Below are 13,237 nucleotides of genomic sequence, written 5' to 3'. Positions count from 1 at the left end.
CGGGGCGCGCCGACCGCGGTGGCGTCACGCGGTCGGCGGGCGGGTGGCGGGTGGCGCGGCTGCTGCGGTCAGGCGGCGAGTTCGCCGGCCTGGAGCTGCCAGAGGGATGCGTAGAGTCCGTGCCGGGCGAGGAGTTCGTCGTGGGTGCCCTGTTCGGCCACCACGCCGCCCTTGTCCATGACGTAGATCCGGTCGGCGTGGCGGACGGTGGAGAGCCGGTGGGCGATGACGACCATCGTCCGGTCGACCGCGAAGCCGCGGAGCGTGCGCTGGATGGCGGCCTCGGTCTCGTTGTCCACGGCGGAGGTGGCCTCGTCGAGGATCACGACCGGCGCGTCCTTGAGGATCGCGCGGGCCAGGGCGATCCGCTGCCGCTGGCCGCCCGAGAGCGCGGCGCCGCGTTCGCCGATCACCGTGTCGTAGCCGTCCGGCAGCGTCGCGATGAAGGTGTGCGCCTCGGCCGTCGCGGCCGCTTCGACGACGGCCTCGTCGGAGGCGGCGAAGCTGCCGTAGCGGATGTTGTCGGCGATGCTGCCGTCGAAGAGGAACGGGTCCTGGGCGACGAACCCGATGGCGTCGCGCAGGTCGCGGCGCGGCACGTCGGACACGTCCCGCCCGTCGAGCAGCACGGCGCCGCACTCCGCGTCCTGGAAGCGCATCAGCAGCTTGGCGATGGTCGTCTTGCCGGAGCCGGTGGCGCCGACGAGGGCGGTGACCTGCCCGGCGGGGATGGTCAGCGAGAGGTTCTCCAGCGCCGGCGGCCGGCCGGGGTAGGCGAAGGTCACGTCGTCGAGGACGATCTCACCCTTCACCGTCTCGACGTCGAGCGGCCCGCCGGTGCCTTCGGCCTCCACGGGGAGGGCGCGCAGCCGCTGGACCCGGTCGTAGGCGGCCAGGGTGCGCTGGTACTGGTCGACGATGCCGCCGAGCCGGCTCATCCGGAACAGCACCATCTGGGGCAGCCCGATCAACGGGCTGAACACCTCGAAGCGCAGCGTGCCGTTGAGCACCGCGCGGCCGCCGACCAGCAGGGTGCCGGCCATCGAGGCGGTCGTGCAGGCCCGGACGGTCTCGGCGTGGCGGATCGTGCTCCGGTCGGTCTGGTGCCGGCTGTCCTGGGCGACCGCGCTCAACCCGTCGATGCGTTCGGCCTCGTAGTCCTCGGTGCAGAAGCTCTTGACGGTGGCACCGGCCTCCAGCGTGTTGACCAGCTGGCTGTGCAACCGGGCCCGGTGCTCACCGGAGACGGCGTAGTCGGCCGCGACCTTCTCCTGGTAACGGAAGGAGAGCCAGGCGATGACCGGGATGGGCAGGAACGCGATCCAGGCGATCTGCGGCGCCATCAGCAGGAACACCGGCACCAGGATGGCCAGACTGGTGCCCAGGTGCAGCACGTCGTTGGCCGAGGTCGCGAAGAACGCGCCCAGCTGACCGACGTCCTCGGTGAGCGCACCGGCCACCCGGCTGGTCCGCTCGCCCTCCAGATGCCGCAGTTCGAGGTGCTGCACGTGGGCGTACGTCCGGCTGCGCCAGTCGTGCTCGATGTCCTGGCCGAGCGCGCGCCACTGGAGGTTCGACGCGTACGACAGGCCCGCCACGGCGGCGCAGGCGGCCGCCACCAGCCCTGCCAGACCCCAGAGTTGGGCGGACGCGGTGGCCAGGCCGAGGCTGACCAGCGGCGCGGCCTCGCCCTTGATGAGCACCAGTCCCGTCCAGCCGAGGAAGGTGCCCAGCGCCATCTCCGAGACCTGGCAGGCGACCGACAGCGCGCAGGCGCGGCGCAGCCGTCGGCGGTGCGGTCCGACGATCTCCAGCAGGGGGTGGCGTTCGGCTCCGGCCCCGGACAGCTCCCGGGTCGTGTCGACCGTCCGGCGCCAGGCCTTCCGGGCGACGGCCGCGGTCGCCGCCGCCACGCCGCCCAGCGCGACCAGCTGCCTGCTCAGCGCCGACCCGCGGATCAGCGCGACGCCGGCCGCCACGCCGCCCCCGACGGCGAGCACGGGGCGCACGACGACGCCGCGGTCCACCCGCGGAGCCGGTTGGGCGCCGGGCCGCTCCGGCGCCCGGTGTCCCGCGCCGGCCGGGCCCTGCGCGACCAGGGTGACGGCTCTGCGGACGATCCGGCCGACGTCCGTGGCACTCACCCGCGCGTCGTGCCGGACGAGGACCCCACCGGTGACCGAGCTGGCCTGCGCCTCGCTGATCCCGGGGACGCGCCGCAGGGCCGCGGCGAGGACTTCGGCCGCCCGGGGGCGCCCGATGACCAGCTTGACGTCCCAGCGCTGCCGGCCCGGAATGACCGAGCGCGGGCGCACGTCCACGTCCACGGAGCGGTATCCGGCTGCGGCACCCAGCAGAGAGGGCATGTGTACGATCACCTGTTTGCGGAGGTCGCGAGGAAACCGTCACGGGCAGGACGGGATCGCTGCGACGAAGTGGGAATTCTTGAGGGGAAACTGCTGCTACCGAAAGGCCCGCAGCCGACCGCCGCGCGGGAGCCTCATTCCGAATCGACCGGAATGTGCGCTCACGCGGCGGCCGGGTCGCCGGGCGGGCCTTCAGCTCACCTTGCCCGCGCCGGCGCCCACGCGGATCTTCGGGCTCCTCGCCTCGGCTTCGGCCCGGGCGGCGGCCTCGTCCTTCCCGCTGCTCGGGGCGGCGCCCTCGGCGGCGCGCTGGCCGTCACCCGAGGGCGCTGCGCCGTCGCCGGCGGAGACCTGCGCCGCCACCACCTCGGCGGCCACCTCGGCCGCGAGGTCGTGGATGTTCTCTCCGGCCTCGTGGGCCGCCTTCTTCACCTCAAGGACGAGGCCGACGGACGTCTTGACGACGCCTCGCACCAGCGGCTTGAGGAGACGCTTGGCCAGTGGCGCGACGATGAGGCCGACCAGGAAGGGCGGTACTAGGGGCGGCATGATGCTCCATCCTCTCTACGCGGACGTATGACAGGGACCCCGGGCGACTGCGGACGCACCGGAGTACCGCACGACTAGGCGGACGGAAGCATCCGACTGTGGAATTCGACGTTCCCTGCCGGATTTCCCGCCGGGATGAATTCCGCACTCGATGGATCAACCGCCCGCTCTTGCTTCACCGTAGTCGAGCCGGGTCCATCGAAGCCAAACCTTCTCATCCGGTTTCACTCGTGCGAGTGTTCTCGGCCCGTTTTTGTAGCTCGGATTAACGAACAAATGCCCACCCGACAATCCGTTCATATTCTTTTTTCACTCATCGGGGCCTGCCGAGTTCACGTGCCACCCGCCGCCGGAGGGCGGGAAACGGCAGCCCGCCGCCGCCCAGGACCGCCTCGTGGAAGGCCCGCACCTCGAACCCGCCGCCCGGACCGGCCTCGGCCCGGACCCCGGGACCGGCCTCGGCCCACTCCCGCAGCCGGGCGAACTCCAGATACCCCGCACGGTAGGACAGCGCCTGCCCGGGCAGGTCCGTCGAGTACCGCAGCAGGTCCGAGGCAATCTGGGCGTCCGCCTCGGTGGAGTTGGCGCGCATGAAGTCCCGCGCCTGCTCCAGTCCCATGGTGCCGAGGTTGAGCCCGGTGTCGACGACGAGGCGCTGCGCGGTGAACCGCTCCTGCGCGAGGCGCCCGTACGCGTCCCACGGGTCGTCGTAGAGGCCCATCTCCCAGCCCAGACCGGCCGCGTACTCGGCCCAGCCCTCGTTGAACGCGCCGAACCCGGCCACTTCACGGCGCAGCCGGGGCAGCGCCCGGTTCTCCGCCTGGCGGGCCAGGTGGAAGTGGTGGCCCGGAGCCAGCTCGTGGTAGATCAGCGAGGCCGCGCCCAGCAGCGACCGCCCTTCCAGCCCCGCCCCGTTGTAGCGGTAGCGCCCGACCGGGTCCGCCGCCGTGGGCTGCTGGTAGTACCCGAACGTCAGCCCCGCCTCCAGCGCCGGATCCAACCGGGCCAGCCCGTACGGGGCGCCCGGCAGCGCGGCGAACCACCGCGGCAGCAGCGGGGCCAGCCGGTCGAGGTAGCGGCGGTAGCGGGCCTCGACCTCCTCCGGCGTGCGGGCGTACAGCCGGGGCTCGCTCCGCAGCCGCTCGTGGAACTCCTCCTCGGGGCCCGGGAATCCGAGGGCGGTACGGACCTCCCGCATCCGCTCGGCCAGTTCGCGGCACTGCTCGCGGCCGAGCTCGTGCAGCCGCTCGGGCCGCGTCCCACCGCCCGTGTACGTCCGGACGAACTCCCGGTACGCCTCCTCACCGCCTTCGTAGCGCGCCCAGCCCACGGCCTGCGGCGCCTCGCGCAGCTGGTCCGGACCGTCGACGACGGCGAGCAGGCCGTCGAAGGCCGGCAGCAGCTCGGCTTCCACCAGCCGCCGCACGCCGTCTCGGACGCGTCCGCGCTCGGCCGGCCCCAGCCCGCCGAGCCGGCCCTCGTCCACCTCCACGCGCTCCGCCACCGACGCCCGCAGGCCCGCCAGGGTGGCGCGCACCCCGGGCAGGGCCGGGGCGGGCACCCGGAAGCCGCGCACGGCCTGCCCCGCCGCCTTGTCGCCGATCGAACCGACCACCCGGGCCAGCTCGCGCACCAGCACCAAGTACCTTTCGGCGTCCGACGGTTGGTCGAAGCGGTGGGGCCGCAGGGCGGCATCGACGTACTGCGACAACGGGAACAGCCGGTACGGCGTGACGGCGGGCGTCAGCCAGTAGCAGCGGTGGGCCCGCAGCTCCTGCTCGGCCGACCCGACGAGGAAGGCGGCCGTATCGGCATCGGCGCCGCAGAGCTCCGCGCCGTCGAGCGCCCGGACCCCCTCCACGACCACCCGGACCCGCTCCACGACGCCCGCGGCGAATCGCGCCCGCTCCTCGGCCTCGGCCGGCGACTCCCTCGGCAGCGACTCGACCGGGAGCCCCTGCCGGGCCCGCAGCAGCGGGTCGCGCTCCAACAGGAACTCCCAGTAGCGGTCCGCCAGCCGACCGATCTCCCGGCCCGGTTCATTCGTCCTCATCCGGCCATCCTGCCGAGGACGCGCCGCCCGGCCACCCCGGTCCGCGGACAACCGGCCACGGCATCCCCCTAACGGGTGAACCGGATCGGCCCCCGCCACCCGTACCCCCTTCCGCCCGCCAAGGCGGCACACGGCCCAGGCCTTTCGAACAGGCTTGCCGTACAGGTGAGTTGACTCGCCAGCGTCAGCACTCGGTGGCACCATGACGCCATGCCCCGTCGCCCCCTGCCGGTCCCGCTGGCGGCTGCCCTGACCACCGCGGCCGTCACGGCCGGCGCACTCACCGGCTGCGGCAGCGTCGCCCCCTCCTCCACGACCGGTCCCCTCGTGGACCGCGGGACCGTACGGATCGCGGCCGCCAGCGAGACGCCCAGCTTCAACCCGTACACGGCCTTCGGCGCCGGCCCGGCCCGCTACGCCTACGACTCGCTGGTCAACGTCTCCGCCGACGCCACCCTGGTCTCCGGCCTGGCCTCCTCCTGGGAGGCCACCACCACCACGGCCGCCTTCACCCTCCGCCCGGGAATCACCTGCTCCGACGGCACCCCCCTCACCGCCACGGCCGTCGCCCGCGCACTCACCTACGCCGGCGACCCGGCCCACCAGCTCGCCGGCGCCCAGACCGTCCTGCCCACCGTCCCGTACACCGCGAGCGCCGACGACTCGACCGGCACCGTGACGGCGACCACCACCGCCCCCTTCCCGTTCCTCACCCGCACGCTCGGACTGCTGCCGATCGTCTGCCCCGCCGGCCTCGACCGGCCCCAGTCGCTGGACCGCTCCACCCACGGCACCGGACCGTACGTGCTGACCCACTACACCCCGGGCGGGCCGTACGAGTTCACCGTGCGCGAGGGCTACACCTGGGGCCCCGCCGGGGCGACCACCGCGGCCGACGGCCTCCCCGCCCACATCGTCATCTCCGTGCTGCCCCAGGCCTCCACCGCCGCCAACCTGCTGCTCACCGGCGGCATCGACATCGCGAGCGTCAACGGACCCGACCGCGCCCGGCTCACCGACCACGGCCTGGCCACCGCCGACGTGGCGACCGTCATCGGGCTGACCTTCTTCAACCAGCGCCCCGGCCGCCCCCTCGCCGACCCGGCCCTGCGCCGGGCCCTGGTGTCCGCACTCGACCGCCAGGGGCTCGCCAACGTCGCCGTCGGCGGCACCGGCACACCCGCCACCGACTTCGGCGCGCAAGGCGCCGTCTGCCACGCCGACCTCGCCGCCGCCAACCTGCCCGCACAGGACGCCACCGAGGCACTGCGCGCCGCCGGCTGGACCCGCGCCGCCGACGCCCGACTGACGAAGGACGGCCGACCGCTCCGGCTGCGCCTGATCACCAGCCCCGACCTCGGCCCGACACTGGCACCCGTCGCCGAGCTGATGGCCCGCTCCTGGACGGCCCTGGGCGCGGACGTCAAGCTGGTCACCGAGAGCCTGCCCGCCCTCGTCAACGCCATGTACCAGACCGGCGACTTCGACGTCGTCGTCGGCACCTCCCCCGGCTTCGCCCTGCCCGTCGGCTTCATCCCGTTCTTCTCCGGTCCGACGCCCGCCCAGGGCCTCAACTTCGCGGGCGTGGCCAATCCCGCATACGACGCCCTGGTCGCCCAGGCCCTTCGGGAGCCGGACACCGCAGGCTGCGCCACCTGGAACCGGGCCGCCGCCGCGCTCCTCCGCTCCGCCGACGCCCTGCCGATCGCCGACGGCCGCAGCACCGTGTACGGGCGCAGCACCACCTTCGCCACGACCTTCGGCGGCCAGGTCATCCCCACCAGCATCCGCCTGCACCGATGACCGGGGGATCCCGCGTGACCGCACCCCGTCGTTCGCCGCCTCTGCCGCGTCTCCCGCGTCTGCCGTGGAAGCTCATGCCGCGTCTCCTGCGGCACCCGTGGACGGTGTTCCTCGGCCGGCGCACCGCCCGGCTGCTCCTCTCACTCGGGGTCGTGCTCACCGCCTCGTTCGCGATGATCCGCCTGGTGCCCGGAGACCCGGTCCGCGCGGCGCTCGGCGTCGACGCCTCCCCCGCCCTCGTGGCCGCACGCCGGCATCAACTCGGGCTCGACGAACCCTTCCTGGCCCAGTACCGGCACTATGTCGACGGCCTCGTGCACGGCGACCTCGGCACCTCGCTGGTCACCTCGACACCGGTCGCGGAGCTCGTCCGCACCCGGCTGCCGGCCACCCTCGAAATCGCCGGCCTGGCCTTCCTCGTCACCCTCGCCGTCGCCCTGCCCTGCGGTCTGCTCGCCGCCGTCCGCACCCGGGACGGCCGGCACCCGCGCAGCGAACTGGCGTTCACCACGCTCACCGCCGGCCTGGCCGGGATCCCCGACTTCGTCCTGGCCGCCGGGCTCACCGCGCTGCTGGCCGTCGGCCTCCAACTGCTGCCGGTGGCCGGCACGGCGGGCGCCGGCTCCTTCGTCCTGCCGGTCCTCGCACTCTCCGTGGCGCCCACCGCCGTCCTGGTGCGCATCGTCCGGGTGGAGGCGCTGAAAGTGCTGTCCGAGGACTACCTGCGCACCGCCCGCGGAAAGCGGCTGTCACCGCTACGCCGCTACCTGCGGCACGCGGCGCCGAACATGGCCACCGCCGCGCTCACCGTCGCCGGAGGCCTGCTGCCCGCCCTGATCGCCGGCACCGTGCTGGTGGAGAAGGTCTTCGCCTGGCCCGGCATCGGTTCGGCCCTGGCGCAGTCCGTGAGCTCGCAGGACTACCCGGTGATCCAGGCGATGGTCCTGATCCTGGGCACGACCGTCCTGCTCGCCGCGCTCCTGGTCGACGTGCTGCTGGCGCTGCTCGACCCGCGCTCGACGATCCGGGAGAGCTGAGGCACCGATGTCCCTTCCCACCAGGTACCTCCGCTCGCCCATGGCCTGGGCCACCACCGCCATGCTGTCCTCTCTGATCGTGCTCGCGCTGGCGGGCCCGCTCCTCTGGGGCGCGGCGGCGGACCTCCCCGACCCCTCAGCGGTGCTGCAAGGCCCCTCCACCGCCCACCCCTTCGGCACCGACAACCTCGGACGGGACCTGCTCGCCCGGGTCCTGACCGCCACCCGGCCCTCCCTGCTGCTCGCGCTGGCCGCGACCACGATCGGCGCGAGCACCGGCATCCTCCTCGGCGCGTCCACCGCCGTCGTCGGCCCCCGCGCCCGCCGCCTGCTCGCGGCAGTGATCAACCTCCTGCTCGCCTTCCCCGCACTCCTGGTCGCGCTCTTCCTCGCGGTCGTGTTCGGCGCGGGCGCGGCCGGGGCGATGCTCGCCCTCGCCGTCGCCGGTGTACCCGGCTTCGCCCGGCTCGCCCAGACCCTCGCCGCCGCCGTCGCGGGCACCGACCACCTGGCCTCGGCCCGGGTCCTCGGCCTGCGCCGGCACCGGCTGCTGTGGCGGCACGTCCTACCCAATATCGCCGAACCGCTGCTGCTGAGCGCGACCACGGCGGCGGGCACCTCCCTTGTCGCGCTCTCCGGCCTGAGCTTCCTCGGCCTGGGCGTCCAACCGCCCGGCTACGACTGGGGGCAACTGCTCAACCAGGGGCTCGACCGGATCTACGCCCAGCCGCTGCCCGCCCTCGCCCCCGGCCTGGCCATCCTCTACGCGGCGGTGACGTTCCAACTGCTCGGCGAGGTCCTGGCAGGAGGCGCCGCCCGGCGCAACCCGGCGGCCCGCGCGGACCGTACGCCCCGGCGACCGATCGCGCCGAGTGGGCCGAGCGGGCCGAGCGGGCCCGCCGAGGACGGCCTCGTACTCCAGGTCGAGGACCTGAGCGTCGAACTCCCCACCCCCGACGGCGTGATCCGGCCCGTCCGCGGCGTGAGCCTCTCCCTGCGGCCGGGCGAGATCGTCGGGCTCGTCGGCGAGTCCGGCTCCGGCAAGTCGCTCACCGCGCTCGCGATCGCCGACCTGCTCCCCGAGCGCGCCCGGGTCTCCCATCGCACCCTCCGGCTGCTCGGCGCCGACCTGGACGCCATGACGCCGAAACAGCGCGACCGGCACCTCGCGACCGGCCTGGCCATGGTCTTCCAGAACCCGGCCACGGCACTCAACCCGTCACTCCGGATCGCCACCCAGCTCACCGAGGCACCCCGTACCCACCTCGGCACGAGCCGCACCCAGGCCCTGCGGGACGCCGAGGACGCCCTGCACCGGGTGGCCCTTCCCCCCGCCCTGCTACGGGCCCGCCCCCACCAGCTCTCCGGCGGCCAGCGCCAGCGCGTGATGATCGCCGCCGGCCTGATGATGCGGCCCGGCCTGATCATCGCCGACGAGCCGACGACCGCCCTCGACACCACCGTGCAGCGACAGATCACCGACCTGCTCTCCGACCTGCGACGGGACACCTCCGCCGCCGTCCTGTTCATCAGCCACGACATCGCGCTCGTGAGCGGATTCTGCGAACGCGTCCTGGTGATGTACGCGGGCTCCGTCGTCGAGGCCCTCCCCGCCGACCGGCTCGCCACCGCCGCCCGGCACCCCTACACCCGGGCCCTGGTCGCCTCGGTGCCGGACCTCACCGCGGACCGCGACCGGCCGCTGCCCACCGTGGCGGGCACGCCGCCCGACCCGATCGCCCCCGCCCCGGGCTGCCCGTTCGAGCCCCGCTGCCCGTACCGGCTGGACCGCTGCGCCCGGGAGGCTCCGCGGCTGGACGACGTCGACGCGCTCCAGCAGGTCGCCTGCTGGAACCCCCCGCCGGTGGAGGCAGAAGCAGACCAGGCGACGTCAGAGCAGGCTTCAGAACAGGCGACGGAACATCAGGTGGAGGCGGACCCGTCATGACCAGCCTGCGGCTCTGCGACCTCACCGTCCGCCACCACGGCCCGCGCGGCCCGGTCACCGCCGTGGACCGCGTCTCACTGGAGGTCCCGGCCGGCACCACGCTCGGGCTCGTCGGCGAATCCGGCTCGGGGAAGTCGACCCTGGCCCGCGCGATCGTCGGGCTCGCCCCCGTGCACGGGGGCCGGGTCCTCGTCGACGGCCAGGACGTCCGGGTCCGTACCGTCCGCGCCCGGCGCCGGCTCGGCCGCCTGGTCCAGATCGTCCTCCAGGACCCGGACACCGCGCTCGACCCCCGGATGACCGTCCGCCAGACCCTCGTCGAGGCCGCCACCGTCTTCCACCGGCTCGACCGGCACGCCCGTACCGAGCGCGTCGCCGAGCTGCTCGACCTCGTCGGACTGGACCCCCGGCTCGCCGGCCGCCTGCCCCGGCAACTGTCCGGCGGCCAGCGCCAACGGGTCGCCGTCGCCCGCGCCCTGGCCGTCGGACCCGGACTCCTGATCGCCGACGAGATCACCTCGGCCCTCGACGTCTCGGTGCAGGCGTCCGTCCTCAACACGATCCGCGAACTCCGGCAACGGCTCGGCCTGTCCATGCTGTTCATCGGCCACAACCTGCCCGCGGTCTGCTACGTCTCCGATACGGTGGCGGTGATGCAGCGCGGTCGGATCGTCGAAACGGGCCCCACCGACGCCCTCCTGCGCGACCCGCAGCACCCCTACACGCGGGAGCTCCTCGCCTCCGTCCCCCGCCTGTCCGGCCCACCGCCCTCCCGGAGGTCCCGATGACCCTCGACCGACCCGACGCGGTGGTGGTCGGAGCCGGGGTGATCGGCACCGCCATCGCCCTCGAACTCGCCCGCACCGGACGGCAGGTGGTCGTCGTGGACAAGGCCGGCGCGGCCGGCCACGGATCGACCGGCGCCTCCAGCGCGATCGTCCGGTTCAACTACTCCACCTTCGACGGCGTCGCCACGGCCTGGGAGTCCCTCCACCTGTGGGCGTCCTGGCCCGAGCACCTCGGGCTCACCACCGACCGCCGCCCGCTCGCGGCCTTCCGCCGCACCGGCGCCGTGCTGCTCGACCCGCCCTTCCCCGAACCCGCCGACACCGCGGCCCTGTTCGACCTGGCCGGCGTCCCGTACGAACGGTGGGACACCGCCGCCCTACGCGGGCGCCTGCCCGGGATCGACGCCGGGCGGTACTGGCCGCCGAAGCCCGTGGACGACGACGCCTTCTTCGACGGCCCGGCCGGTGAGCTCGGTGCCCTGTTCACCCCGGACGCCGGGTTCGTCGACGACCCGCAGCTCGCGGCCCAGAACCTCGCCGATGCGGCGGGCGAGCTGGGTGCGCGCTTCCTGTTCCACCGCACCGTGGTGGCCGTCGACCGGCGCGCGGACCGCGTGGCGGGCCTCCGCCTGGCCGACGAGGCCCGGATCGCCGCGCCGGTCGTGGTCAACGCCGCCGGCCCGTGGTCGGGAGGCCTCAACCGGCTGGCGGGTGTCGGCAGCGACTTCACCATCGGAGTACGTCCCCTGCGCGAGGAGGTCCACCAGATCGCCGCGCCCGACAACTCCACCACCGACCCCGCCACCGACCCCACCGCCGACTCCGCCACCGGCTCCGGGCCGCTTCCGGTCGTCGCCGACGTCGACCTCGGCACCTACCTGCGCCCGGCCGCCGGGGGCCGCCTGCTCATCGGCGGCACCCAGCCGGCCTGCGACCCAGCGGAGTGGATCGACGACCCGGACGAGGCCGACCCGCGCCCCACCGCCCACCGCTTCCGCACCCAGGTGACCCGCGCGGCCCGCCGCTTCCCCGGGCTCACCGTCCCCAGCCGGCCCGTCGGCGTCGCGGGCGTGTACGACGTCGCCGACGACTGGACCCCGATCTACGACCGCACCGCCCTCGACGGCTACTACGTCGCCATGGGTACGAGCGGCAACCAGTTCAAGAACGCCCCGCTCGTGGGCCGCTACCTCGCGACCCTGATCGACCTGGTCGAAGCCGGCCACGACCACGACGGCGACCCGGTCCGCTACCGCTGCGAGCACACCGGCAACGTCGTCGACCTGGGCGCCTTCTCCCGCCGCCGCCCCGTCCGGACCGGCTCCGCCCGCACGGTCATGGGCTGAGGGTGCGCAGTTCGCTCACCAGATCCGCGACCACCCCGACCACGAACCCGGGCTCCTCGGTCGGGAAGTCATGGCCGGTGCCCGTCGGCGTGTGCACCACCCGGGACGCGGTCGACGCCGCCAGGTAGCGGGTCCGGGCCCCGAGGTAGAACCGGCCGATCCGCTCGGCCTCCGCGGCGTCCCCGGCGGCCGCCAGCACCGTCTCCCCGCCCGTGAGGTCGCGGGGTATGACCAGCACCAGCGGCAGGTCGCCGAGGTCCCCGTCGTAGACCACGGTCTCCCAGCCCACCTCCGCCAGGCCGGCGGGCGAGAGCTCCGCGAAGATCGACGCGGCTGCGCAGTAGTGGCCGGTCCGACCGCCACGGCCACGGCCCCGGTGAGCACCGAACAAGTGCCGCACCGCCGTCAGCAGGAACTCCCGGCGCATGCCCGCGACCAGCCGGTTGGGCGGCGCGAAGGCGATGACCTCCAGGGGCGTCGGATCCAGCAGCACGAGTCCGGCCACCAGATCCGGCCGCCGCCTGGCGGCATTCGCGACCAGCAGCCCGCCGAAGGAATGGCCGACGAACACGTACGGGGCCCGCTCCCCCGCCGCCTCCAGCGCGGCCACCAGCTCCTCCGCCTCGGCCGCCGTCGTCCTCGGGAAGGGCCCGACGTCACTCCAGCCCGAGCCGAACCGGTCGACCAGCACCGAGCGGGTCCGGGCCGCCATCATCGTGTGCAGCTGCCCGAACTCCTCGCCCGGCGCGTGCCCGCCCGGCATCCAGACCACCGTCGGCCCGTCCCCGGCAGCCCCCTCGGCGAGGACGTGCATCCGGCGCCCGCCCACCCCGACCAGCCGCCCCGGCGCCCTGCCCGCCTCCACTGCCCGGCCCACCAGCAGCAGATGCCGCACCGCGCCGACCGCCAGCACCACACCCGCAGCCACCACTAAGCACCCGAGCGCCACCGCCCACCCCGCGCCGCCCCCGACCAGCCCGACCCCCACGCCCACCACCAGCACCGCGACCGGCACTCCCAGCCAGTCCCGGCTCAGCAACGCGAGCAGGGCATCCGCCACCCGTCCGTTCCGGCGCATCGGTCCTCCACGGCATCCGAGAGGCGACCTCTCCCCCTGTTCTTCCCGCATCCACCCGTGCCGACGCGCCCCCACGAACACGCATTCGACACACCGGGGCCTGTCCGTCCCGCGCCCCGCCGCCGTGTCGCTGCCCATCGGAGAGGAGCCGGCCACCAGGCTGCATCTCCATCTCCGGAAATGCAAAGAACCCCCATCCGGTTTCCCGGATGGGGGTTCTCTGTGAATGATTGTTCGGCGGCGTCCTACTCTCCCACAGGGTCCCCCCT

Annotated in this window: 9 protein-coding genes; 5 read left to right on the top strand and 4 right to left on the bottom strand. The window is 74.2% G+C overall.

The features are described 5' to 3' along the window. Positions 1-68: 68 nt before the first annotated feature. The 3 genes from AB0R04_RS33120 to AB0R04_RS33110 form a co-directional block, all read right to left on the bottom strand. Entirely contained in the window at positions 69-2,366 is a 2,298-nt protein-coding gene (locus AB0R04_RS33120) for an ATP-binding cassette domain-containing protein (protein ID WP_363377308.1), read from the bottom strand. A 192-nt stretch (positions 2,367-2,558) separates the two neighbouring features. Next, positions 2,559-2,915: a DUF5132 domain-containing protein gene (locus AB0R04_RS33115; RefSeq protein ID WP_363377307.1), complete on the bottom strand. Its 357-nt coding sequence runs from the start codon at positions 2,913-2,915 to the stop codon at positions 2,559-2,561. 313 nt (positions 2,916-3,228) lie between these two features. Continuing rightward, a complete protein-coding gene (locus tag AB0R04_RS33110) occupies positions 3,229-4,968 on the bottom strand; it encodes a DUF885 domain-containing protein (protein ID WP_363377306.1) in 1,740 nt (579 codons plus the stop codon). Positions 4,969-5,178: 210 nt separating this feature from the next. Here AB0R04_RS33110 and AB0R04_RS33105 point away from each other — a divergent pair, with 210 nt between their 5' ends. The 5 genes from AB0R04_RS33105 (at position 5,179) to AB0R04_RS33085 (ending at position 11,890) form a co-directional block, all read left to right on the top strand. Next, positions 5,179-6,771 carry an ABC transporter substrate-binding protein gene (locus AB0R04_RS33105; protein WP_363377305.1) on the top strand — a complete coding sequence of 531 codons (1,593 nt, stop codon included), beginning with the start codon at positions 5,179-5,181 and terminating at the stop codon, positions 6,769-6,771. Positions 6,772-6,845: 74 nt separating this feature from the next. Beyond that, positions 6,846-7,808, top strand: coding sequence for an ABC transporter permease (locus tag AB0R04_RS33100; protein WP_363377303.1), 963 nt, complete (start codon positions 6,846-6,848; stop codon positions 7,806-7,808). A 7-nt stretch (positions 7,809-7,815) separates the two neighbouring features. Further along, entirely contained in the window at positions 7,816-9,756 is a 1,941-nt protein-coding gene (locus tag AB0R04_RS33095; protein WP_363377302.1) for a dipeptide/oligopeptide/nickel ABC transporter permease/ATP-binding protein, read from the top strand. After that, a complete protein-coding gene (locus tag AB0R04_RS33090; protein ID WP_363377301.1) occupies positions 9,753-10,544 on the top strand; it encodes an ATP-binding cassette domain-containing protein in 792 nt (263 codons plus the stop codon). Before AB0R04_RS33095 ends, AB0R04_RS33090 begins: the two co-directional genes overlap by 4 nt. After that, positions 10,541-11,890 carry an FAD-dependent oxidoreductase gene (locus AB0R04_RS33085; RefSeq protein ID WP_363377300.1) on the top strand — a complete coding sequence of 450 codons (1,350 nt, stop codon included), beginning with the start codon at positions 10,541-10,543 and terminating at the stop codon, positions 11,888-11,890. Before AB0R04_RS33090 ends, AB0R04_RS33085 begins: the two co-directional genes overlap by 4 nt. Here the strand turns inward: AB0R04_RS33085 and AB0R04_RS33080 are convergent. Next, positions 11,880-12,968 (bottom strand): alpha/beta hydrolase, encoded by a 1,089-nt coding sequence (locus AB0R04_RS33080; RefSeq protein ID WP_363377299.1) that lies wholly within the window; start codon positions 12,966-12,968, stop codon positions 11,880-11,882. The genes AB0R04_RS33085 and AB0R04_RS33080 overlap by 11 nt on opposite strands. Positions 12,969-13,237: the final 269 nt, after the last annotated feature.

The sequence above is a fragment of the Kitasatospora sp. NPDC056731 genome, from assembly GCF_040687675.1.
Taxonomy (GTDB): domain Bacteria; phylum Actinomycetota; class Actinomycetes; order Streptomycetales; family Streptomycetaceae; genus Kitasatospora.
Note: the sequence above shows the minus strand (reverse complement) of the source record. Positions and strands in the feature narration are given on the sequence as shown.

What these genes read in the sequence shown, in the direction of transcription:
- AB0R04_RS33120 (WP_363377308.1), bottom strand. Translation starts at nt 2,366, where the DNA reads ATGCCCTCTCTGCTGGGTGCCGCAGCCGGATACCGCTCCGTGGACGTG.
- AB0R04_RS33115 (WP_363377307.1), bottom strand. Translation starts at nt 2,915, where the DNA reads ATGCCGCCCCTAGTACCGCCCTTCCTGGTCGGCCTCATCGTCGCGCCA.
- AB0R04_RS33110 (WP_363377306.1), bottom strand. Translation starts at nt 4,968, where the DNA reads ATGAGGACGAATGAACCGGGCCGGGAGATCGGTCGGCTGGCGGACCGC.
- AB0R04_RS33105 (WP_363377305.1), top strand. Translation starts at nt 5,179, where the DNA reads ATGCCCCGTCGCCCCCTGCCGGTCCCGCTGGCGGCTGCCCTGACCACC.
- AB0R04_RS33100 (WP_363377303.1), top strand. Translation starts at nt 6,846, where the DNA reads ATGCCGCGTCTCCTGCGGCACCCGTGGACGGTGTTCCTCGGCCGGCGC.
- AB0R04_RS33095 (WP_363377302.1), top strand. Translation starts at nt 7,816, where the DNA reads ATGTCCCTTCCCACCAGGTACCTCCGCTCGCCCATGGCCTGGGCCACC.
- AB0R04_RS33090 (WP_363377301.1), top strand. Translation starts at nt 9,753, where the DNA reads ATGACCAGCCTGCGGCTCTGCGACCTCACCGTCCGCCACCACGGCCCG.
- AB0R04_RS33085 (WP_363377300.1), top strand. Translation starts at nt 10,541, where the DNA reads ATGACCCTCGACCGACCCGACGCGGTGGTGGTCGGAGCCGGGGTGATC.
- AB0R04_RS33080 (WP_363377299.1), bottom strand. Translation starts at nt 12,968, where the DNA reads ATGCGCCGGAACGGACGGGTGGCGGATGCCCTGCTCGCGTTGCTGAGC.